This window comes from Promicromonospora umidemergens (assembly GCF_024171995.1).
Classification (GTDB): domain Bacteria; phylum Actinomycetota; class Actinomycetes; order Actinomycetales; family Cellulomonadaceae; genus Promicromonospora; species Promicromonospora umidemergens.
This window is the reverse complement of the sequence record NZ_JAMTCT010000012.1, coordinates 77,518-99,033: the sequence shown is the minus strand read 5'-3', so window position 1 is coordinate 99,033 and position 21,516 is coordinate 77,518. Positions and strand designations below refer to the sequence as shown.

At 70.5% G+C, this 21,516-nt stretch carries 21 protein-coding genes; 1 reads left to right on the top strand and 20 read right to left on the bottom strand.

What is annotated here, in order from left to right; all coding sequences use genetic code 11:
• Positions 1 to 2 precede the first annotated feature (2 nt).
• A complete protein-coding gene (locus tag APR04_RS18260) occupies positions 3 to 2,030 on the top strand; it encodes a beta-galactosidase (protein ID WP_253872698.1) in 2,028 nt (675 codons plus the stop codon).
• 14 nt (positions 2,031 to 2,044) lie between these two features.
• Here the strand turns inward: APR04_RS18260 and nucS are convergent, their stop codons facing one another.
• From nucS to APR04_RS18160, 20 genes are all read right to left on the bottom strand, one after another.
• Positions 2,045 to 2,740, bottom strand: coding sequence for an endonuclease NucS (gene nucS, locus APR04_RS18255; RefSeq protein WP_253872696.1), 696 nt, complete (start codon positions 2,738 to 2,740; stop codon positions 2,045 to 2,047).
• Positions 2,740 to 3,165: a DUF2550 domain-containing protein gene (locus APR04_RS18250; protein WP_253872694.1), complete on the bottom strand. Its 426-nt coding sequence runs from the start codon at positions 3,163 to 3,165 to the stop codon at positions 2,740 to 2,742. The genes nucS and APR04_RS18250 overlap by 1 nt, the downstream gene beginning before the upstream one ends.
• Positions 3,166 to 3,177: 12 nt before the next feature.
• Complete coding sequence (locus APR04_RS18245; RefSeq protein WP_253872692.1) at positions 3,178 to 3,438, bottom strand: F0F1 ATP synthase subunit epsilon; 261 nt, start codon at positions 3,436 to 3,438, stop codon at positions 3,178 to 3,180.
• A 106-nt stretch (positions 3,439 to 3,544) separates the two neighbouring features.
• Positions 3,545 to 5,026, bottom strand: coding sequence for a F0F1 ATP synthase subunit beta (gene atpD, locus APR04_RS18240; protein ID WP_253872690.1), 1,482 nt, complete (start codon positions 5,024 to 5,026; stop codon positions 3,545 to 3,547).
• A gap of 80 nt (positions 5,027 to 5,106) precedes the next feature.
• Complete coding sequence (locus APR04_RS18235; protein ID WP_308292367.1) at positions 5,107 to 6,006, bottom strand: F0F1 ATP synthase subunit gamma; 900 nt, start codon at positions 6,004 to 6,006, stop codon at positions 5,107 to 5,109.
• Positions 6,007 to 6,009: 3 nt separating this feature from the next.
• Entirely contained in the window at positions 6,010 to 7,638 is a 1,629-nt protein-coding gene (atpA, locus tag APR04_RS18230; RefSeq protein WP_253872689.1) for a F0F1 ATP synthase subunit alpha, read from the bottom strand.
• Positions 7,639 to 7,692: 54 nt separating this feature from the next.
• A complete protein-coding gene (locus APR04_RS18225) occupies positions 7,693 to 8,505 on the bottom strand; it encodes a F0F1 ATP synthase subunit delta (protein WP_253872688.1) in 813 nt (270 codons plus the stop codon).
• On the bottom strand, positions 8,505 to 9,083 hold the full coding sequence (locus APR04_RS18220) for a F0F1 ATP synthase subunit B (RefSeq protein ID WP_253872686.1): 579 nt from the start codon (positions 9,081 to 9,083) through the stop codon (positions 8,505 to 8,507). The genes APR04_RS18225 and APR04_RS18220 overlap by 1 nt, the downstream gene beginning before the upstream one ends.
• Positions 9,083 to 9,313 (bottom strand): ATP synthase F0 subunit C, encoded by a 231-nt coding sequence (locus APR04_RS18215; RefSeq protein WP_253872685.1) that lies wholly within the window; start codon positions 9,311 to 9,313, stop codon positions 9,083 to 9,085. Before APR04_RS18215 ends, APR04_RS18220 begins: the two co-directional genes overlap by 1 nt.
• Positions 9,314 to 9,441: 128 nt before the next feature.
• Positions 9,442 to 10,308 carry a F0F1 ATP synthase subunit A gene (gene atpB / locus APR04_RS18210; RefSeq protein ID WP_253872683.1) on the bottom strand — a complete coding sequence of 289 codons (867 nt, stop codon included), beginning with the start codon at positions 10,306 to 10,308 and terminating at the stop codon, positions 9,442 to 9,444.
• A gap of 165 nt (positions 10,309 to 10,473) precedes the next feature.
• Positions 10,474 to 10,926: a Cg1360 family ATP-synthase-associated protein gene (locus tag APR04_RS18205; protein ID WP_253872682.1), complete on the bottom strand. Its 453-nt coding sequence runs from the start codon at positions 10,924 to 10,926 to the stop codon at positions 10,474 to 10,476.
• Positions 10,923 to 12,203: an MraY family glycosyltransferase gene (locus APR04_RS18200; RefSeq protein ID WP_253872680.1), complete on the bottom strand. Its 1,281-nt coding sequence runs from the start codon at positions 12,201 to 12,203 to the stop codon at positions 10,923 to 10,925. The genes APR04_RS18205 and APR04_RS18200 overlap by 4 nt, the downstream gene beginning before the upstream one ends.
• On the bottom strand, positions 12,200 to 12,907 hold the full coding sequence (locus APR04_RS18195; protein WP_372496133.1) for an L-threonylcarbamoyladenylate synthase: 708 nt from the start codon (positions 12,905 to 12,907) through the stop codon (positions 12,200 to 12,202). The genes APR04_RS18200 and APR04_RS18195 overlap by 4 nt, the downstream gene beginning before the upstream one ends.
• Before the next feature lie 2 nt (positions 12,908 to 12,909).
• Positions 12,910 to 13,881: a peptide chain release factor N(5)-glutamine methyltransferase gene (gene prmC / locus APR04_RS18190; RefSeq protein ID WP_253872677.1), complete on the bottom strand. Its 972-nt coding sequence runs from the start codon at positions 13,879 to 13,881 to the stop codon at positions 12,910 to 12,912.
• A 72-nt stretch (positions 13,882 to 13,953) separates the two neighbouring features.
• Positions 13,954 to 15,045 (bottom strand): peptide chain release factor 1, encoded by a 1,092-nt coding sequence (gene prfA, locus APR04_RS18185; protein ID WP_253872675.1) that lies wholly within the window; start codon positions 15,043 to 15,045, stop codon positions 13,954 to 13,956.
• Positions 15,046 to 15,217: 172 nt separating this feature from the next.
• Positions 15,218 to 15,436: a 50S ribosomal protein L31 gene (gene rpmE, locus APR04_RS18180; RefSeq protein ID WP_253872673.1), complete on the bottom strand. Its 219-nt coding sequence runs from the start codon at positions 15,434 to 15,436 to the stop codon at positions 15,218 to 15,220.
• A gap of 213 nt (positions 15,437 to 15,649) precedes the next feature.
• Positions 15,650 to 17,617 carry a transcription termination factor Rho gene (gene rho, locus APR04_RS18175; protein ID WP_253872671.1) on the bottom strand — a complete coding sequence of 656 codons (1,968 nt, stop codon included), beginning with the start codon at positions 17,615 to 17,617 and terminating at the stop codon, positions 15,650 to 15,652.
• Positions 17,618 to 17,914: 297 nt separating this feature from the next.
• Positions 17,915 to 18,931, bottom strand: a complete 1,017-nt coding sequence (gene thrB, locus APR04_RS18170) for a homoserine kinase (protein WP_253872670.1) — start codon at positions 18,929 to 18,931, stop codon at positions 17,915 to 17,917.
• Entirely contained in the window at positions 18,931 to 19,989 is a 1,059-nt protein-coding gene (thrC, locus tag APR04_RS18165; RefSeq protein ID WP_301312694.1) for a threonine synthase, read from the bottom strand. The genes thrB and thrC overlap by 1 nt, the downstream gene beginning before the upstream one ends.
• Before the next feature lie 73 nt (positions 19,990 to 20,062).
• On the bottom strand, positions 20,063 to 21,361 hold the full coding sequence (locus tag APR04_RS18160; RefSeq protein WP_253872668.1) for a homoserine dehydrogenase: 1,299 nt from the start codon (positions 21,359 to 21,361) through the stop codon (positions 20,063 to 20,065).
• Positions 21,362 to 21,516: the final 155 nt, after the last annotated feature.

The following is a 21,516-nucleotide window of genomic DNA, read 5'->3' as shown; positions in this document are numbered from 1 at the left end:
TCATGACGGTTCCCTTCGCCCCCGCCCGCCTGCTCTTCGGCGGCGACTACAACCCCGAGCAGTGGCCACGTGAGGTCTGGGCCGAGGACATGGCGCTCATGCGCCGCGCAGGCGTGAACACGGTGACGATCGGGGTGTTCTCGTGGGCGGCGATCGAGCCGCGCGAAGGCGAGTTCGAGGCCGGCTGGCTGGACGACGTCGTCGCGCTGCTCGACGCCAACGAGATCGGGTTCTTCCTCGCCACGCCCACCGCGTCCCCTCCGCCGTGGTTCACCAGGGCCTACCCCGACGCGATGCCCGTGCGGCCCGACGGGGCCCGGCTCTCCCACGGCTCGCGCGACACGTACGCGATCAGCGCGCCCGCCTACCGCGACGCCGCGCGGCGGGTCGCGCGCTTCCTCGCCGAGCGGTACGGCGCCCACCCGCGCCTGCGGGGCTGGCACGTGCACAACGAGTACGGCACGATCGACCACGGCCCGCACGCCGCGGCCGCCTTCAGGCGCTGGCTCCGGGAGCGGCACGGCTCGCTCGAGGCGCTCAACGACGCCTGGACCACGGCGTTCTGGTCCCAGCGGTACGACGACTGGGAGGAGATCCTCCCGCCGCGCGCGACGCAGTACCTGGCCAACCCCGCCCACGCGGTGGACTTCAAGCGCTTCTGCTCGGACGAGATGCTCGCGGCCTTCACCGAGCAGCGCGACGAGCTCCGCGCAGCGGGCTCGACCGCGCCGGTCACGACGAACTTCATGCATCCCGCCTGGGACCACCTCGACCAGTGGGCGTGGCAGGAGCGCCTGGACCTGGTCTCCGCCGACCACTATCTCGACACGACCGGCCCGGACGGCGAGGCCCACACCGCGTACGCCGCAGACCTGACCCGCTCGTGGGGCGGCGGCCCCTGGCTGCTCATGGAGCAGGCCACCGCCGGCATCCGGGACGGCGCGCGGCATGCCTTCAAGGAACCCGACCGGATGATCCGCAACTCCCTTGGCTACGTCGCCCGTGGCTCCCAGGGAGCGCTGTTCTTCCAGTGGCGGGCGTCGGCAGGCGGCTCCGAGACGTGGCACAGCGCGATGGTGCCGCACGCGGGCCCGCAGAGCCGGACGTTCGAGGGCGTCGTCGAGCTCGGGGCGCTCCTCGACCGTCTCCAGGAGGTCGCGGCACCGCCCGTCGACGGCCCGGTCGTCGCGGCCGACGTCGCGGTCCTGTGGGATGCCAACGGCCGGTGGTCGCTCCAGACGCAGGCTCTCCCGCACGACGACCTCGACTACGCGACCGAGGTCCGTGCGACGCACCGCTCCCTGTGGCGGGCCGGCGTCGCCGTCGACTTCATGCGTCCCGGTGCCGACGTCGCCGGCTACCGGGTGCTGTTCGTGCCGACCCTGATGGCTGTCGACTCCGCCACCGTGGCGTGGCTGACCCGGTACGTCGAGGCGGGCGGGCACCTCGTCGTCGGGCGGTTCACCGGTGTCGCCGACGAGCACCAGCGGGTGGTCCCCGGTGGCTACCCGGGCCGGCTGCGCGACCTCCTGGGTGTCCGGGTCACGGAGCACCTCCCGCTCGCTCCCCACGAGAGCCAGGAGCTCAGCGACGGTTCCACCGTCGTGCAGTGGACCGAGCGGATGGACCCGCCCCAGGCGGACGTCCTTGCGACCTACGCGCAGGGCGCGCTCGCTGGCCTGCCCGCCGTCACCCGCCGCACTGCCGGTGCGGGAACCGCCACGTATGTCTCGGCGGGGCTGACCCAGGAGTCGCTGGACGGGTTCGTCGCGGCGCGGCTCGCGGAGCACTGCGTGCACCCGGTCCTCCCCGGCGCCGTCGGCACCGGGGTCGAGGCGATCCGACGGCACGGCGCGGCGGGCACGTACCTCTTCCTGCTGCACCACGGTGACCGGCCGGTCCGGATCACCGGGCCTGGGCACGACCTCGTCACCGACGCCCCGACGGACCACGGGATCGTCGTGGCCGCGGGCGGCTACGCCGTGATCCGCGAGGCCCCGACCGCGACGTGGTCGATAACCCCGCGATAGCCCACGACAAAGAGCTAGAAGAGGCGGGTGGTCGGGTCGTCCGCGCCGCGCATCGTCTCGTAGTCCAGCAGGAGGGTGGCGATGCCACGGTCGTGGGCCAGCACGCGCGCCTGCGGCTTGATCTCCTGCGCGGCGTACACGCCGCGGACCGGGGCCAGCATCGGGTCCCGGTTCAGGAGGTCAAGGTACCGGGTGAGCTGCTCGACGCCGTCGATGTCGCCGCGGCGCTTGATCTCCACCGCGACCGTGGACCCCGAGCCGTCGCGGGCGAGGATGTCCACCGGTCCGATGGCGGTGGGGTACTCACGCCGGACCAGCGTGTGGCCGTCGCCCAGCAGGGCGATCTGCTCGGCGAGCAGCTCCTGCAGGTGCGCCTCCACGCCGTCCTTCACGAGGCCCGGGTCGATGCCGAGGTCGTGCGCGGATTCGTGGTGCACGGTGAACAGCTCGACCTCGAGCCGGTCGTCCGACTTGGCGTGCTGGACGGTCCACACCTGGGTGACGCCGCGCTCGGCGGCCTCCTCGGAGGGCTCGCGCACCGCCAGGGTGCACGGTGGGCTCATCCAGTTCAGCGGCTTGTACGAACCGCCGTCGGAATGGATCAGCACGCTTCCGTCAGCCTTGACCACGAGCAGCCGGGTGGCCGGCGGGAGCATCGCGGTCAGGCGGCCCGTGTAGAGGGCGGAGCAGTCGGCCACGACCAGCCGCATCAGAGAACCAGATCCTGTCGTCCGGGAGGGGCGGCCTCGAGCCAGGAGGCGAGGCCGAAATAGTCGCCGGCAGCGAGATCGAGCTCGAAGTCGAGCCCGTCGTACCGGCACTGGACGAGGTAGTGGTCACCCTGACCACGCTCGTCCGGGTCCAGCGGGGTGCGGCCGATCACGGCCAGCCGCTCCCGGTACCACGTGCGGGCCGGACGGGGTGACAGCGACCAGCACCGCCACCACTCGATCCGGCCCACCGCGTACTGGGCGATGCCCGGCGTCCAGGACCCCTCGGGGTTGCCGGTCGGCCGGGCACTGCAGTCGAACGAACCTACCCTGTGGGAAAGCGTCCGCAGCCGGGAGATACCTGCTGCGAGCACGAGCGCGAGCGCACCGAGCACCGCTATCGCGATCCAGATGACGCCCGGCACTCGCGCTCTCCCTCAGACCAGGGAGATCTCGTCGACCACCAGGGTGACGAGGTTGTTGTCAACGGACACGAAACCACCGGTGACCTGCGCCTCCAGGGCCGGGCCTGAGGCTGTCTCCACCTTGATCGCGCCCGGGCGAAGCACAGCCAGCAGCGGCGTGTGGTTCGCCAGGATGCCGATCTGGCCGTCCGCGGACGGCGCGCTCACCTGGGTCGCCGTACCGCTCCAGACCTTGCGGTCCCGGGACACGAGGTCCACGCTCAGCTCTGCCACGAGAGTTCCTTCCGATGTAGCGGGCGCGATGCCGCCCCTTGCGGGTTGCCCTGACCTTCCGAGCTACCCAGCGGGGCGGCATCACGCACGGGGGATGTCCGAGGCCTCAGGCCCCGTACTCCTTCTGGATCCGTGCCCAGTTTGCCTCGAGCATCTCAAGCCCACCGATGTTGTAGAAGGCCTGCTCGGCGATGTGGTCGAACTCACCGTCGCAGATCTTCTTGAATGCCTCGATGGTCTCAGACAGGGGGACCGTCGAGCCCTCCACGTCCGTGAACTTCTTGGCCATGTAGGTGTTCTGGGAGAGGAACTGCTGGACGCGACGCGCACGCGCCACGACCGTCTTGTCCTCTTCCGAGAGCTCGTCGACACCGAGGATGGCGATGATGTCCTGCAGCTCCTTGTTGCGCTGCAGGATGGACTTCACGCGGGTCGCGACGTCGTAGTGCTCCTGGCCCACGTAGCGCGGGTCGAGGATGCGGGACGTCGAGGTCAGCGGGTCGATCGCCGGGTAGAGACCCTTCGACGCGATCTCTCGGGAGAGCTCGGTCGTCGCGTCCAGGTGGGCGAACGTCGTGGCAGGGGCCGGGTCCGTGTAGTCGTCAGCAGGCACGTAGATGGCCTGCAGCGACGTGATGGAGTGGCCACGCGTCGAGGTGATGCGCTCCTGGAGGAGGCCCATCTCGTCGGCCAGGTTCGGCTGGTAGCCCACGGCGGACGGCATACGGCCGAGCAGCGTGGAGACCTCGGAACCGGCCTGCGTGAAGCGGAAGATGTTGTCGATGAAGAGCAGCACGTCCTGCTTCTTCACGTCGCGGAAGTACTCCGCCATCGTCAGCGCCGACAGGGCGACGCGCAGACGCGTGCCCGGCGGCTCGTCCATCTGGCCGAAGACGAGGGCGGTCTTGTCGAACACACCCGCCTCGTCCATCTCGGCGATCAGGTCGTTGCCCTCACGGGTGCGCTCACCGACACCGGCGAACACGGACACACCACCGTGGTCCTGGGCCACACGCTGGATCATCTCCTGGATGAGGACCGTCTTGCCGACGCCCGCACCACCGAAGAGACCGATCTTGCCACCCTGGACGTACGGGGTGAGCAGGTCGATGGACTTGATGCCCGTCTCGAACATCGTCGTCTTCGACTCGAGCTGGTCGAAGGCCGGCGGCTTGCGGTGGATCGGCCAGCGCTCGGTGACCTCGAGCTTCTCGCCCTCGGCGAGGTTCAGGACCTCACCGATGACGTTGAAGACCTTGCCCTTTGTGACGTCGCCGACGGGGACGGTGATGGGCGAGCCCGTGTCGGTCACCACGGCGCCGCGGACCAGGCCGTCGGTGGGCTTGAGCGCGATGGCCCGCACCAGGGAGTCGCCCAGGTGCTGCTCGACCTCGAGCGTCATGGTGAACGTGTTGTCGCTGTCGCCCTGGCCGGACAGGTCGATCTCGACGGTGAGCGCGTTGTAGATCTCGGGGATCGCGTCCTCGGGGAACTCGATGTCCACGACAGGGCCGATCACCCGAGCGACCCGGCCGGTGCCGGGGCCGCTCGCGTGCGGAGCCGTGGCTTCCACGGTGGTGGCGGTCATACTTGCCTCGCTTCGGTGGGCCGGAGGGTCCTCCGGCGGGGGAATCTTGTCTGCAGGACGGGCTGGTCTGGCCTCAGCGGTCAGGACCCGGCCAAGGCGTCGGCCCCGGAGACGATCTCGCTGATCTCCTGGGTGATGTCCGCCTGACGGGCCTGGTTGGCCAGTCGGGTGTACGTGCGGATCAGGTCCTCTGCGTTGTCCGTCGCCGTGTGCATGGCACGCTGGCGGGCGGCCAGCTCCGAGGCCGCGGCATCGAGCAGCGCCGCGTAGATGCGCAGCTGCACGTAGCGCGGGAGCAGCGCGTCCAGCACGTCCTCGGGCGACGGCTCGAAGTCGTAGAGCGGCAGAGCCTCGTGCTCGTCCGCCTCGACCACGCCCTCCACCACTTCGAGCGGCAGCATGCGCACCACGTGGGGACGCTGCGTCACCATGTTGACGAACTGCGTGGAGACCACGTGCAGCTCCGAGACACCGCCCTCGTCCTCGGGTGCGAGGAACTTCTCGAGCAGCGCCTCCCCGATCTCCTCGGCGATCTCCGCCGTCGGCCGCTCCGACCCGTACACCCACGACGAAGCGACCTCGCGGCCACGGAACGTGTAGTACGCGATCGCACGACGGCCGGCGACATAGAGGAGAACCTCCTTGCCCTCGGCCACGAGCTGCTGCGCCAGCCGCTCGGCCTCCCGGACGATCGACGCCGGGTACGAACCCGCCATGCCACGGTCCGACGAGATCACGAGCACCGCGGCACGCTTACCGCCGTCGACCTCCCGCGTGAGCGGGTGGTCGATGTCGGTGTGCGTCGCGACGGCCGACACCGCACGCGTGATCGCCTGTGCGTACGGTGCTGCCGCTGCCGTCTTCGCACGGGCCTTGCCGATGCGGGACGCAGCGATCAGCTCCTGCGCACGGAACATCTTCTTCAGCGACTGTGTCGACTTGATCCGTGCCTTGAAGACGCGCTGGGATCCACCGGCCACGGGTCAGGCCTTCTTCTTGACGACGATCTGCGCCTGCTCGACGTCGACCGGCTCGTCGTCCACGTCGCCGCCGACCAGCGCGGTGCCATCGCCCCGCTGGAACCCTGCCCGGAAGTCGTCGACGGCGGCGCCTAGGGCGGCCTCCGTGTCGGGCTCCATCTTGCCGGACTCCAGGATCTTGCCGAGGACCTCCGACTTACGACGCAGGTGGTCCAGGAGCTCGGACTCGAAGCGCTTGACGTCCTCGACCGCGACGTCGTCGAGCTTGCCCTTCGTACCGGCCCACACCAGGGCGACCTGGTCCTCGACCGGGTACGGCGAGTACTGGGGCTGCTTGAGCAGCTCCGTCAGGACGGCGCCGCGCTTCAGCTGCGCGCGGGACGCGGCGTCGAGATCGGACGCGAACATCGCGAACGCCTCGAGCGACCGGTACTGCGCCAGCTCCAGCTTGAGCGTTCCGGAGACCTTCTTCATGGCCTTGATCTGCGCGTCACCGCCGACTCGGGAGACCGAGATACCGACGTCCACCGCGGGACGCTGGTCGGCGTTGAACAGGTCGGACTGCAGGAAGATCTGCCCGTCCGTGATCGAGATGACGTTCGTCGGGATGTACGCCGAGACGTCGTTCGCCTTGGTCTCGATGATCGGCAGACCGGTCATCGAGCCGGCGCCCAGGTCGTCAGAGAGCTTCGCACAACGCTCGAGCAGACGGGAGTGCAGGTAGAACACGTCACCCGGGTAGGCCTCGCGGCCCGGCGGGCGGCGCAGCAGCAGCGACACGGCACGGTAGGCCTCGGCCTGCTTCGACAGGTCGTCGAAGACGATCAGGACGTGCTTGCCCTGGTACATCCAGTGCTGGCCGATGGCCGAGCCGGTGTACGGGGCGAGGTACTTGAAGCCGGCCGGGTCGGACGCGGGAGCCGCGACGATCGTCGTGTACTCGAGCGCGCCGGCCTCCTCGAGGGCGCCACGCACGGAGGCGATGGTCGAGCCCTTCTGGCCGATCGCGACGTAGATGCAGCGCACCTGCTTGGTCGGGTCGCCCGACTCCCAGTTCGCCTTCTGGTTGATGATCGTGTCGACCGCGATCGCCGTCTTGCCGGTCTGGCGGTCGCCGATGATCAGCTGACGCTGGCCACGGCCGATCGGGATCATCGAGTCGATCGCCTTGATGCCGGTCTGCAGCGGCTCGTGGACCGACTTGCGCTGCATGACGCCGGGCGCCTGCAGCTCGAGGGCACGGGTGCCCTCCGTGTCGATCACGCCGAGACCGTCGATGGGCGTACCCAGCGGGTCGACCACGCGGCCGAGGTAACCCTCGCCCACGGGGACCGAGAGCACCTCACCGGTACGGCGGACCTCCTGGCCCTCCTCGATGCCGGTGAACTCGCCAAGGACGACCACACCGATCTCGCGGACGTCCAGGTTCTGCGCGAGCCCGAGCGTGCCGTCCTCGAAGCGCAGCAGCTCGTTCGCCATCACGCCCGGGAGACCCTCGACGCGGGCGATGCCGTCCGCGGCGTACGAGACGCGGCCCACCTCTTCGGCGACCGCTTCCTGGGGCTCATAGGACTTCACGAAGCTGTCCAGCGCGGCCCGGACCTCGTCCGGGCGGATCGTCAGCTCAGCCATTGCTTATCTCCTGTCGTGGCCGCGAAAGCCGCGGCGGAAGGTTTGTTCACGTTTTCAGCCGGCCAGACGACGCGATGCGTCAGCCAGGCGCGACAGGACGGTGGAGTCGACGACGTCTGCGCCGACCTGGATGCGCAGGCCCCCGACGATCGCGGGATCCACGGTGACGTTCAGCTGGACGGGCTTCCCGTACGAGCGCTCGATCAGAGCGCCAAGACGCTCCTGCTGCTCGCGGGTGAGCACCGTCGCGCTCGTCACGGAGGCGACGAGACGCTTGCGGCGCTCCGCCGCGACCTCGCCGAACCATCCGAGCGTCTGCACGAAGCGACGACCACGGAGCGCCGATGCCGCGCGCTGCGCCAGGCGCTGCGTCACGGTGTCGACCTTGCCGCCGACCAGCGTGTCCACGAGCGCCACCCGGCGTTCGGGGGCGGTCGCGGCGTCCGAGAGAGCCTGCTTGGCCTCCCGCTGGCCGACGAGCGACCGAGTGATCCGGAACAGCTCGTCCTCCACCGTCACGAGCACCCCGCGTGCCTCGGCGGAAGCCAGCACGGCATCCACGCCAAGGCGCTCGACAGCGTCGGTCAGGTCCGCGTCGCTCGACCAGCGGGACCGGACGAGTCCGGACACCAGGTCCACCACGCGCTCGTCGAAACCGCTCAGCAGGTCGGCCACCAGGCCGGCCTTGGCCTCGCCCTCGCGCGAGGGGTCGGCGAGCGAGCGGCGCAGCGCGGCGGAGTCGTCCAGCGCCGACACCAGGGTGAGCAGCTGCTCACCCAGCGTCAGTGCTTCCGCACCCGCGGCACGCAGCACCGGTTCGAAGCGCTCCTGCGCCGCCGTCAGCGATGCCCCGCTCGATCCCCGCATCACGCCTCCTTGGTGCTTGCCACTGTCTGGCTTGCCTCGAGCTCGTCAAGGAAGCGGTCCACCACGCGCGACTGCCGGGCCGAGTCCTCGAGGGACTCGCCCACGATCTTCGACGCCAGGTCGGTCGCCAGGGCGCCGACCTCTGTCCGGAGGGACACGGCGGCGGCCTGCCGCTCGGCCTCGATCTGGCGGTGCGCGGTCTCGGAGATGCGCTCCGCCTCTTCGCTCGCCTTGACCTTGAGCTCCTTGATGATGGCGGTGCCCTCGGCACGCGCCTCCTCACGGACCTTCGCGGCATCCGAGCGAGCTTCGGCGAGCAGCTCCTGCTGCTGAGCCAGCGCCTCGTCGGCCTGCTTCTGCGCCGCCTCGGCCTTGGCGATGCCGCCCTCGATGAGGGAGGCACGCTCGTCCAGGACCGCGTTCATGCGCGGCAGGATCATCTTGTAGAAGACCGCCGCGATGATCACGATGACCACCGACGACCAGAAGAGGTCGTATCCGGCAGGCAGGAACAGTTCGATGCCCTGCGGCTCGTCCGTCTGCGCCGCTACGACGACGGCGCGCGAGTGCGCCGGCATCACTGGAAGAGGAAGCCGGCGACGAGACCGAGCAGGGCGAGGACCTCGACGAACGCGACACCCAGGAACATGGTGGCGCGGAGCTGGCCGGCAACCTCGGGCTGACGGGCCATGCCCTCGATCGTCTTGCCGATGAGGATGCCGAGGCCGAGGCCCGGGCCGAGCGTGGCGAGGCCGTATCCGACCGTGTTCAGGTTGCCGCTGACCTCAGCGAGAGTGGTGACGTCCACTTTGCGTCTTCCTTCCGTTGGGCGCCGGACCCGTTGGTCCGGCGTCGCATGGTGTGCGGAGGCGCTGGTGCGCCCGTCGCGGGTTTCCAGGTGAAGCTATGCAGCGCCGCCCGGAGGAGGGAGCAGTATCAGTGCTCCTCCTCCAGCGACATGTTGATGTAGGCCGCGGCCAGCAGGGCGAAGATGTATGCCTGCAGGAAGGCGACCAGAACCTCGAAGAGGGTCATGAAGATGCCCGCCGGGAGCGTGAGGGCCCCGAAGACCATCAGCCCGGTGCCTGCCGAGTCGACCACGAAGAACTGCGTGGCGGCGAAGCAGAGCACGAGGATGATGTGGCCGGCGATCATGTTGGCCACCAGTCGGACCATCAGCGAGCCCGGCCGGATGATCAGGAGCTGCAGCAGCTCGATCGGCGTCAGGATGGCGTAGATCGGCCACGGTACGCCCGGCGGGAACAGGTTCGACTTGAGGTACCCGCCCAGGCCGTGCTTGCGGATGCCGACAGCCCAGTAGGTGACGAACACCCAGAGCGCGAGCACCAGTGGCAGACCGATCCGCGAGGTACCGGCAAGGTTCAGGCCCGGGATCACACCCGTGAGGTTGAACGCCAAGATGCTCAGGAAGATAGTGGTCAGCATGGGCACGAAGCGCCGAGAGCGCTCCTTGCCCATGATCTCCTCGCCTATCTGCACCCGGACGAAGCTCAGCAGGAACTCGATGCCGGCCTGGAACCGACCCGGCACCACCTTCGCGCGGCGTGCGGCGATCACGAAGACCGACAGCAGCACCAGCGTGGCGATGATTCGGATGATCCAGAGGCGATCGATCTGGAAGATCGTGCCCTCGAAGAGGATTGCCGACGGGAAGAAGTCGGAGATCGACGGCGTGTGGAAGCCGCCCTCACCCTCGTGGCCTTCGGTGGCGGCGAGGATTACGGACGTCGCATACGTGGACAGGAGGACTCCCAGGTGGTCATTAGGCCCTGCGCGCGTCACCGCAAAGGGGCGGAACGGGCGCGCCGTCGGGCCTGGCCGTCATGGATTCAGTCGTAAGCCTAACCCATGCCGGACGGAAATTTGGCCGCATAACCGCACAGCGCGGCCCCTTGTGACTTATTGCGCAACCCAGTGCCGGGTCAGTGTCGGCACGGGACGCGTCGGTCAGGCCCCGGCTTCGGGCTCGACGTACGGGACACGGCCGTTCTGGACCGCGCGATAGTCGAGGAGCGCCGCGCCGACCGCCCCGAGCAACAGCACGACGAACAGGACCACGCGGTCATAGAAGTCGAACCGGGTCAGCACCAGGAGCACGGCGATGAGCACCACCATCTTGGCGAGCCAGGTACCCATCACCACCGCGCCCATCGCGGTAGCACCCTTGCCCACCGTGTAGAGCATCGACCAGACAGTGGTCCCGCAGAAGAACGCGGCGATCGCCGCGCCGATCAGACCGCCCCAGAGTCCCGGCACACCCGAGACCAGGAAACCGACGAGCGAGCCGAGGACCGCGAGCGCGGCCACGAGGATCAGGCCGTCGCGCAGGGCCGCACGCAGCATCGCCTGCTCGGCGGCGCCCCGCTGTGCGCCGGGGGGACGGGGTACCTGCTCGGTCATTCGATGGTCTCCTTGGTCTTGGGCGAGGCGCTCGGGTGAGCGGCGCTCGGGCGGGGTGCGCTCTGCGCCGCGACGCGCTGTACCGGCACCGCGGCTTCGATACCGGAGACGGCCGCGACCCCGACCCCAGCGGGAACCTTCGGGGTCTGACCGGACAGCGCGGCGACGTCGTCGTCCAGGAAGCGGCCGCGGTGGCGCAGCGGGCCAAGGGTGGCCAGCAGCGCGAGCACCACGAACACGGTGGTCCAGATCAGCACGACCTCCCAGTCCCACTGCACGAGCGCCGCGGCGCTGAACGCGAACACGGCGGTCCACACGTACAGGATGACCACGGCGCGGCGGTGCGAGTGGCCGAGGGCCAGCATGCGGTGGTGCAGGTGCATGCGGTCGGGCGCCATGGGTGACTTGCCTGCGGCCAGCCGCCGGATCACCGCCAGCCCCATGTCGAGCAGCGGCAGCATGAGCACCGCCACCGGCAGCAGGAGGGGGATGAACGCGGGCAGGGCCTTGGCGCCGGTCATGATGCCCGGCGGGATGTTGCCGGTCACGGTGATCGCGGCACCCGCCATCACCAGGCCGATCAGCATGGATCCGGCGTCACCCATGAAGATGTGCGCCGGATGGAAGTTGTGCGGCAGGAACCCGACGCACACGCCCACCATCACGGCGAGCATGAGCGAGGCGAGGCTGGCGTAGTTGTCCGGCGTGGACTGCTGGGTGAGCCCGTAGGTGTAGAGGAAGAACGCGGTACCCCCGATGGCGACGATGCCGGCGGCGAGTCCGTCGAGGCCGTCCACGAAGTTCACCGCGTTCATCGCGATCACGATGACCAGCACCGTCACCGCGAGCGACATGCGCGACGAGGTGATGGTCACGCCGGCGATGGGCATAGTGATGAGCTGGACGCCCTGCAGCGCCATGAAGCCGGCGGCCAGCACCTGGCCCGCGAGCTTGGTGATCCAGTCGAGGTCCCACTTGTCGTCGGCCCAGCCGAGCGCGCAGACGATGGCGGCCCCGCCGACGATGCCCCAGACCTGGGGAGCCTGCCGGGCGGAGAAGACGCCCTCGAGGAACGGCATCTGGGAGGCCAGCAGCACCGCCACGACGATGCCGATGAGCATGGCGAGCCCGCCGAGACGCGGCGTGGGCACCTGGTGCACGTCACGGGCCCGCACGGCCGAGATGGCCGAGGTCTTCAGGGCGACCCAGCGAGCGAAGGGCGTGGTCAGGAACGTGACCGCGGCGGCCACGAGCATCAGGAGCAGGTACACCCTCACTCGTCGTCCTCCGCGGCGTCGGCCGAGGGAACGCTCGTGTCGTCCTCACGCGACGCCTCGGGCCCGTCGATGTCGGCGACCTCGCGCAGCGCTTCGAGCGGCACAGCGCCCTCACGGACCACACGCAGCCCGGGCCCGGTCGCGTCGACGATCGTGGACGCGACACCGCCCGGCGCCTCGCCCCCGTCGAGGTAGACGGCCACCGCGTCGCCGAGCTGACGTTCGGCGTCCGCCACGTCCAGCGCCGCCGGGCTGCCCGACCTGTTCGCGCTGGAGACGGCCAGCGGGCCCGTGCGCTTGAGCAGCGCGAGTGCCGCGGGGTGGTCCGGCATCCGCAGGGCGACGGTGCCGCCCGTGTCGCCGAGGTCCCACTGCAGCGACGGTTGCGCGCGCAGGATGATCGTGAAGCCGCCGGGCCAGAAGGCCTCGACGAGCTTGCGGGCGTCGTCGGGCACGTCGATGGCCAGGCCATCGAGGGTCGCCACCTCCCCCACCAGGACCGGCGGCGGCATCTGCCGACCGCGACCCTTGGCAGCGAGGAGGGCGGCTACCGCCGCCTCGTCGAAGGCATCAGCACCGATGCCGTACACGGTGTCGGTAGGCAGGACCACGACACCGCCACGGGAGATCGCGTTCACTGCCTCGTCGATCGCGGGGCCCCAGGTCTGCGGGTCGGTGGCGTCGAGCACGGGACGCACAGGCACACTCACGCGCAACAGTCTTTCACGATCCGGGGACCAGGAGATGCCCTTCGGCGCGCGACCACCATGCGGGGCCGCCCGGTCAGGTCCTTGCGGGTCTCGGGCGCCCCGAACGCAGGCAGCCCGTCGGCGTCCCGGGCCGCGGCGACCATCGCCCGGGCGGCCTCCGCCTGGACCTCGGCGTGCTCCATGACGTACAGCCCGCCGGGCCGCAGCAGCCGCGCGGCAGCGTCGGTGATGCCGCGCGGCACCTCCAGCCCGTCGGGCCCCAGCCCGTACAGCGCGACGGCCGGGTCGTGCTCGGCGACCTCCGGGTCCACCGGAACGGCATCGGACGGGACGTACGGCGGGTTCGAGACGACGACGTCGGCCAGCCCGTCGATCCCGTACAGCGCGGTGCGGGCGTCGCCCTTGACGAGCCGTACCACCCGCTCGGCCGCGGCCTGCGGCGTCGCGACCGCCTCGACGCCCGCCACGGCGGCGCTCACGGCGTCTACGTTGCGTTCCGCCCAGGCGTGCGCGTCCTTGTCCAGCTCGACGGCGTGCACGCGCGTGCCCGGCACCTCGGTGGCTACGGCCAGGGCGATCGCCCCGGTGCCGGTGCACAGGTCGACGACGACGGCGCTCTCGCGCTCACCGACGACCTTGGCCGCCTCGTCGATGGCTACCTGAGCCACCTCCTCGGTCTCGGGCCTCGGCACGAAGACCCCCGGGCCCACCGCCAGCTCGAGGTGCCGGAACGCCGCGACCCCGGTCAGGTGCTGCAAGGGCTCCCGGGCAGCTCGACGTGACACGAGCCCTGAGAAGGTGCCGGCCGCGTCGTCGGGCACCTCGCGGCCCAGGACGACGAGCCGCCGCAGCTCCCCACGGTCCACCCCGAGCGCGTGCGCCAGCAGCACCTCGGCGTCGGCCCGGGGCGACGCGACGCCGGCGTCGGCCAGCTCCTCGTAGGCCCACTTCAACAGCTGTGTACTCACCGCGCTCCTCCCACCACGGCAAGAGCCTGCCGCTCCGCCTGCCCGTCAAGCAATACCGGTCCGGACCGAGCCTCAGACACCCGACGCCGCCGCGAGCCGCTCCGCCTCGTCCGCGTCGATCGCCGACCGCACGACGGGGCCCAGATCACCGTCGAGCACCTGATCGAGGTTGTAGGCCTTGTACCCGGTGCGGTGGTCGACGATCCGGTTCTCCGGATAGTTGTACGTCCGGATCCGCTCGGAGCGGTCGACGGTCCGCACCTGCGAACGGCGCAGCTCTGCGGACTCCGCGGCGGCGGCCTCGGCCTGCGCCGCCAGGAGGCGCGCCCGCAGCACCCGCATGGCCTGCTCGCGGTTCTGCAGCTGGGACTTCTCGTTCTGCATCGAGACGACGATGCCCGTGGGCAGGTGCGTGATGCGGACCGCGGAGTCCGTGGTGTTGACGGACTGCCCACCGGGACCGGACGAGCGGTAGACGTCGATGCGCAGGTCGTTCTGGTCGATCTCGAGCTCGCCCGGGTCGTCGACCTCCGGGAACACCAGCACGCCGGCCGCCGACGTGTGGATGCGGCCCTGCGACTCCGTGACGGGGACCCGCTGCACACGGTGCACGCCGCCCTCGTACTTGAGGCTGTGCCAGACGCCGTCCTCTGGACCCTGGACGTTCTTCGCCTTGACGGCGACCTGCACGTCCTTGTAACCGCCCAGATCGGACGCGGTGGCCTCCAGCAGCTGCGTGGACCAGCCCTGCTGCTCCGCGAAGCGCAGGTACATGCGCAGCAGGTCGCCGGCGAACAGGGCCGACTCCTCGCCGCCCTCGCCCGCCTTGATCTCAAGGATGGCGTCGCGGCCGTCGTCGGGGTCGCGGGGCACCAGCACGCGGCGCAGCTTCTCCTCCGCCACCGCCTCGGCCTCCTTGAGGACCGGCAGCTCCGCGGCGAACGAGGCGTCCTCGACGGCCAGCTCGGCGGCGGCCTCTGCGTCGTCGTGCGCCTGCTCCCAGGCGCGGTACGCACCCACCACCTGGTTGAGCTCCGCGTACCGCCGCCCCAGGGTGCGCGCGCGCCCGGCATCCGCGTGCACGGCGGGGTCGGCCAGTGCCGACTCGATCTCGGTGTGCTCGCTGAGCAACGGCCCGACGGCGGCGAACGACGACTCGGTCACGAGGTCTCCTTGGTTGTGGGCGCGATCTTGGCGACTGGCTGTCCGTCGTAGGCGCAACGGTCGCGCCCCCAGCAAAGCTCCGGCGGGCCGGGGAAACGAACAGCGCCGGTGGTCCGGTGCCCGACTGCCCCTGGAGAGGTTGTCGGGCCGGACCACCGGCGCTGCGAAGTCGCTACTTGTCGGCGTCCTTCTTGCCGTAGCGCGCCTGGAACCGGGCCACGCGGCCACCGGTGTCCATGATCTTCTGCTTGCCCGTGTAGAACGGGTGGCAGGCGCTGCACACGTCGGCGGAGATCTTGCCGGACGTCTCGGTGCTGCGCGTGGTGAACGTGTTACCGCAGGTGCAGGTGACCTCGGTGACGACGTACTCGGGGTGGATACCAGCCCTCATGTTGCTCCTTGGTGTGATGCCGCTGGGTCGCCCTGCAGAATCGCAGTGACGTGAACCAGCGAGCCAGCCATTCATTCTGCCACTACCTCGCCCGTGCGGGCGAGGGAGACTGATGTGACATGGATCAGACGGGCTCGTTGCCGTCCGAGCCTGCGGTTCCGCTACGGGCGAGTCCCTCGTACCTCGGGCCGCACCCTGCGCTTCACCTCCGGCTCAGACGGTCTCGCCCACGTTGTCGTCGTCCGTCAGACCACCCGGCGTCGTCTTCTGCACGTGCAGCAGGAACTCGACGTTGGTCTTGGTCTTCTTGAGCTGTCCGAGCAGCAGCTCGGCGGCCTGCGTCTGGTCGAGCGCACCCATGACGCGGCGCAGCTTGTAGACGATCGTGAGCTCGTCCTTCGACATGAGGATCTCCTCACGACGCGTGCTCGAGCCGTTGACGTCGATCGCCGGGAAGATGCGCTTCTCGGCCAGGGACCGCGAGAGCCGCAGCTCCATGTTGCCGGTGCCCTTGAACTCCTCGAAGATCACCTCGTCCATCTTCGACCCGGTCTCGACCAGGGCGGTGGCCAGGATGGTCAGCGAGCCGCCGTCCTCGATGTTGCGGGCGGCGCCGAAGAACTTCTTGGGCGGGTAGAGCGCGGCGGCGTCCACACCACCGGACAGGATGCGGCCCGACGCCGGTGCGGCCAGGTTGTAGGCGCGCGACAGGCGGGTGATGCCGTCGAGCAGCACCACGACGTCCTGACCCAGCTCCACGAGACGCTTGGCGCGCTCGATGGCGAGCTCGGCGACCAGCGTGTGGTCGGAGGCGTGCCGGTCGAACGTCGAGGAGATGACCTCGCCCTTCACCGAACGCTCGAAGTCGGTGACCTCTTCCGGACGCTCGTCGACCAGCACGACCATGAGGTGGACCTCAGGGTTGTTGAGCGAGATCGCGTTGGCGATCTGCTGCATCATCAGCGTCTTGCCTGCCTTGGGCGGCGCGACGATGAGGCCACGCTGGCCCTTGCCGATCGGGGCGACGATGTCGATCACGCGCGGCGTGAGCTTGGTCGCCTCGGGGTTCTCCAGGCGCAGGCGCTCCTGCGGGTACAGCGGCGTCAGCTTGGTGAACTCGGGGCGCTCACGCGCCTCCTCCGGCGTCATGCCGTTCACGGAGTCCAGGCGCACCAGGGCGTTGACCTTGTTGACCTTGGCATTGCGCCCGGTCGGCTGCGTCGGCGGCTCCTCGCCGTCGCGTGGCTGGCGCACGGCCCCGACGACGGCGTCGCCGCGGCGCAGGCCGGACTTCTTGACCTGGTTCAGCGACACGTACACATCGTTGTTGCCGGGCAGGTAGCCCGACGTCCGCACGAACGCGTAGTTGTCGAGGATGTCCAGGATGCCGGCGACGGGCAGCAGCACGTCGTCCTCCCGCACCTCGGGGACGTTCTCGAGACCGGCGACGTCCGGGCCCTGGCGGCCGCGGCCGCGCTTGCGGTCCCGACCCCTTTCCCGGCCCCGACGGCGACGCGAGTTGCGGTCCTCCTCGGAGTCGGTGGTGCGGTCGGTGGTGCGGTCGGTGCTCCGCTCGACGCTGCGGGCGTTGCCACGCTCGGCCCGGTCGGCGGTGCGATCGTTCGCACGGTCGGTGGCGTTGCCACGCTCGTTGGCGCGGTCGGTGCCACGGGCGCTCTGCCGGCCGGCCTGGCCGTTCCGGCCCTTGTCGTCGCCGGCCTTCTCGGCGTTCCCTTCCGGGGCGCCCTGACCGCGGCCGGAGCGACGTCCGCCGCCCTGCTCGCGCGGAGCCGCGACGGCCTCGGCCAGCTGGGCCAGGCGAGCAGCCTTGTCGGCTTCCGTGCTCGCGTCGGCGCGCACACCCGAGGTGGCGACCTCGGCGGCGGCGACCGGCGCCTCGGCACGGGCGGGCTTGTCCACCGGCGCCTCGGCGCGGGCGGGCTTGCCGTTGCTGGTGGGCTTCTCTGCGGAGGCGGAGGCGGCACGGTCCGAACGCTTCGTCGCGCCGCCCGTCTTCTCGCGGATGGTGTCCACGAGGTCGCTCTTGCGCATCCTGGAGGTGCCCTTCACGCCCAGGTCTCCGGCGAGTGCCTGGAGCTCGGCGAGGCGCATGCTGCTCAGCGCTCCGGTTCCGGCCGTACGGCCGACAGCTGACTGAGCGTTATCGGTGGTGTCTGTCACGAAGGACCCTTCCCCCTCGAACTGCGGCTGATCGCGTGATCGCGGGCCGCGGGATGGTGGGCGCCCGGCGCTGAATGGCCGGAACGCGGAAAACCTCGCATCCGTGGTACGACGACGACGGCTGACGGGGGCGTTGTCTGCCTTCTCGCGAGATGCGGTGGCCGTTGGTCACGGCCTGCAACGGGCACGGTTGAGCGGCTGAGACTCTGTGAGTAGCTCTGCCGGATCAGGCGGTGAAGAACCGAAGTTGAGTCCGAGTTCCAGCCACCATGGCTCAGGACGTGCGATCCCGAAGGTTCACTGCATACTACCACCCCGTACTGCTGGCGATCCTGGCACGACATGACGCTCGGTTGCACCTGACGAACCGGACGATAGCGCACCCGGGTGTCCGGAGATCCTTCGCGCGCGTGCGCCGGTCATGTCGATCCCTGGGCTGATCCGTCGCCACCCCGCCGTCTCGTCCACGAGATCCGCCAGGACGGCGTCCCGCCGTGCCCGGTGGCCCGGTCCGGCGAGCACCAGGACGGTCGGCCCTGCGCCCGAGACGGTCGCAGGGACGCCCTCGTCCCGCAGGGCCCTCAGCAGCTCGCTGGAGGCCCCGAGGACGGCAGCGCGGTACGGCTGGTGCAGGCGGTCCTCCGTCGCGTCGAACAGCAGCTCCGGGCGCCTCGCCAGGGCCTCGACCAGCAGCGCCGCACGGCCCGCTGTGAACGCCGCGTCGCCGTGCGACACCCGCTCGGGCAGTGCGGCCCGCGCCCGGGAGGTGGCGAGCCGCGCGTCGGGAACCAGCACGGTCGCCTCGATCGTCGGGTCGACGTCGAGGCCGACGGCGTGGGGCCCGTCGTCGGTGGTCCACGCGACGGTGGCCCCGCCCTGGATGGCGGGCGCCGCGTTGTCGGGATGGCCCTCGAACTCCGTGGCGAGCGCGAGCACCGTGGCGGCGTCGACCGCCCGCGGGTCGGCCAGCAGGGCGCGCGCGGCGACGATCCCTGCCACCACCGCCGCCGACGACGACCCGAGCCCCCGGCCGTGCGGGATCACGTTGTGGCACGTCATGTGGATACCGGTGGGTACAGCACCGGCCAGCTCCATGGTGCGACGCAGCGCGCGCACCACCAGGTGGTCCTCCCCCAGCGGCACGTCCCCCGCGCCCTCGCCGACGACCTCGACCACCACGTCGGAGCTCGCCACGAGGCGCACCTCGACCTCGTCGTACAGGGCGAGGGCCAGGCCGAGGGAGTCGAACCCCGGCCCGAGGTTCGCGCTCGTCGCGGGCACCCGGACCCGCACGTGGTCGGCGCCGAGCTGCATCAGAGTGACAGTGCGTCGGCTATCGAGACGACGTCGGCGGACACCCGCACGGGTTCCACGTCGCCGCCGTCGGGCGTGCGCAGCGCCCAGCTCGGGTCCTTGAGCCCGTGCCCGGTCACGGTGATGGTGATGCGGGCCCCAGCGGGGACGAGACCGCGCTCGTGCCGCGCCAGGAGGCCTGCGACGCCTGCCGCGGAGGCAGGCTCGACGAACACGCCCACCTCGGCGGAGAGGATCCGGTGCGCCGCGAGGATCTGCTCGTCCGTCACAGCCTCGATGACACCTCCGGACGCGTCCCTGGCCTCCTCGGCGAGCTGCCAGGAGGCGGGGTTGCCGATGCGGATGGCGGTGGCGATGGTGTCGGGCTCGTCCACCGGGTGGCCCTTCACGATCGGCGCGGCGCCGGCGGCCTGGAAGCCCCACATCGCCGGCACGCGGCTCGCGACCCCGGCCTCCGCGTACTCCCGGAAGCCCTTCCAGTACGCGGTGATGTTGCCGGCGTTGCCGACCGGCAGCAGGTGGATGTCCGGGGCGTCGCCCAACGCGTCCACGATCTCGAACGCGGCGGTCTTCTGGCCCTCGATGCGGTCCGGGTTCACGGAGTTCACGAGCTCCACCGGGTGGGTGTCCGCGAGCTTGCGGGCCGCCACGAGGCAGTCGTCGAAGTTGCCGTCCACCTGCAGCAGGCGCGCGCCGTGCGCGACGGCCTGGCTCAGCTTGCCCATGGCGATCTTGCCGTCCGGCACGAGCACCGCGCAGATCATGCCCGCACGCGTCGCGTACGCGGCGGCCGACGCCGACGTGTTGCCGGTCGACGCGCACACCACGACCCGGGCGCCACGGCCGGCCGCCGCGGAGATCGCCGCGGTCATGCCGCGGTCCTTGAACGAGCCGGTCGGGTTCATGCCCTCGACCTTGACGTAGACGTCGGCGCCGGTGCGCTCGGACAGCGCCGGGGCAGGCACCAGCGGTGTCCCACCCTCGCCAAGCGTCACGATCTTGCGCTGCACGTGGGCGGGCATGCGGTCGGCGTACTCGGCGATCACGCCACGCCACAGGCGCGACGTGGCCGGTCCACCGGAGGCGGCGGAGGGGAGGTTCGGTTCAGCGGGCAGCACAGGAGGCACGGGTTCAGCCTTCAACTCTCAGGACGGACGTGATCTCGCGGACCGGTTCGAGGTTGCGCACCGCCGCGATGGTGGCAGCCAACGACGCCTCACGGGCGGCGTGGGTGGTCAGGAGCAGCTCTGCGGTGCCCTCGGAGGGACCAGTCTGGCGCATCGTGTCGATCGACACGCCGTGGTCGCCCACGACCCCCGCGACCTGGGCGAGGACGCCCGGGAGGTCGGCGACGAGCAGGCGGACCTGGTAGCGCGTGACCGCGGCGTCCGCAGGCAGCAGCGGACGGGCCGCGTAGATGGACTCCTGCGGGCCCTTGCCGCCGAGCACGCGGTGACGCGCCGCCGAGACGACGTCGCCCAGCACTGCCGACGCGGTGGGCCGACCACCGGCACCCTGGCCGTAGAACATGAGCGGGCCGGCGGCGTCCGCCTCGACGAAGATCGCGTTGAACGCGCCCTTGACGCCGGCTAGCGGGTGCTCCAGCGGTACCAGCGCCGGGTGCACCCGCACGGACACACCCTCGCCGGTCTGCTCGGCGATGGCCAGCAGCTTCAGGGCATGGCCCGTCCGGGCCGCCCAGGCGACGTCGTCCGGGGTGACGCCGGTGATGCCCTCACGGGCGACGTCGTCGGCCGAGACGCGGGTGTGGAAGGCCAGGCTGGCGAGGATCGCGGCCTTCGCGGCGGCGTCGTACCCCTCGACGTCCGCGGTGGGGTCCGCCTCCGCGTAGCCGAGCTCCTGGGCCTGCTTGACCGCCTCTTCGAGGTCGAGGCCGCTCGTGGCCATCTGGTCCAGCACGTAGTTCGTGGTGCCGTTGACGATGCCGAGGACACGGCGCACGTAGTCGCCCGCCAGGGACTCTCGCACGGGGCGCACGATGGGGATGGCGCCCGCCACGGCGGCCTCGTAGTAGATGTCGACGCCTGCCGAGTCGGCTGCCTTGTAGAGCGTTGGTCCGTCCGCGGCCAGGAGCGCCTTGTTCGCCGTGACCACGGCGGCCCCGCTCTCGATGGCGCGGAGCAGCAGACCACGCGCCGGCTCGATGCCACCCATCACCTCGATGACGATGTCCGCGTCGTCGACCAGCGACTCCACGTCCTCTGTCAGGAGGTCGCGGGGTATGACCGCGTCACGGGGACGGTCCGCGTCGCGGACCGCGATCCCGGCGAGCTCCAGCGGGGCACCGACCCGGGCGGCGAGATCCGCACCCTGGTCGAGGAGCATCCGAGCCACCTCGGTGCCCACGACGCCACAGCCGAGCAGTGCAACGCGCAGCCCGCGTGCGGGCTCAGGAACGTGGACAGGCACAGCGATCCTGCTTTCGTCTTCGGGGAACGGTCCGGTCCGGTGCAGGGTCCACACGGGGAGTTCCGGACGTTGCGATCAGGGTAACCGCAGCGTCTGACACGCGAGAGCCGTGTCTCACGACAGCGCGCCGAACGCGAGCGTGCCTGGTCTCGACG

What these genes read in the sequence shown, in the direction of transcription:
- APR04_RS18260 (WP_253872698.1), top strand. Translation starts at nt 3, where the DNA reads ATGACGGTTCCCTTCGCCCCCGCCCGCCTGCTCTTCGGCGGCGACTAC.
- nucS (WP_253872696.1), bottom strand. Translation starts at nt 2,740, where the DNA reads ATGCGGCTGGTCGTGGCCGACTGCTCCGCCCTCTACACGGGCCGCCTG.
- atpD (WP_253872690.1), bottom strand. Translation starts at nt 5,026, where the DNA reads ATGACCGCCACCACCGTGGAAGCCACGGCTCCGCACGCGAGCGGCCCC.
- atpA (WP_253872689.1), bottom strand. Translation starts at nt 7,638, where the DNA reads ATGGCTGAGCTGACGATCCGCCCGGACGAGGTCCGGGCCGCGCTGGAC.
- APR04_RS18225 (WP_253872688.1), bottom strand. Translation starts at nt 8,505, where the DNA reads ATGCGGGGATCGAGCGGGGCATCGCTGACGGCGGCGCAGGAGCGCTTC.
- APR04_RS18220 (WP_253872686.1), bottom strand. Translation starts at nt 9,083, where the DNA reads ATGCCGGCGCACTCGCGCGCCGTCGTCGTAGCGGCGCAGACGGACGAG.
- APR04_RS18205 (WP_253872682.1), bottom strand. Translation starts at nt 10,926, where the DNA reads ATGACCGAGCAGGTACCCCGTCCCCCCGGCGCACAGCGGGGCGCCGCC.
- rpmE (WP_253872673.1), bottom strand. Translation starts at nt 15,436, where the DNA reads ATGAGGGCTGGTATCCACCCCGAGTACGTCGTCACCGAGGTCACCTGC.
- thrB (WP_253872670.1), bottom strand. Translation starts at nt 18,931, where the DNA reads ATGCAGCTCGGCGCCGACCACGTGCGGGTCCGGGTGCCCGCGACGAGC.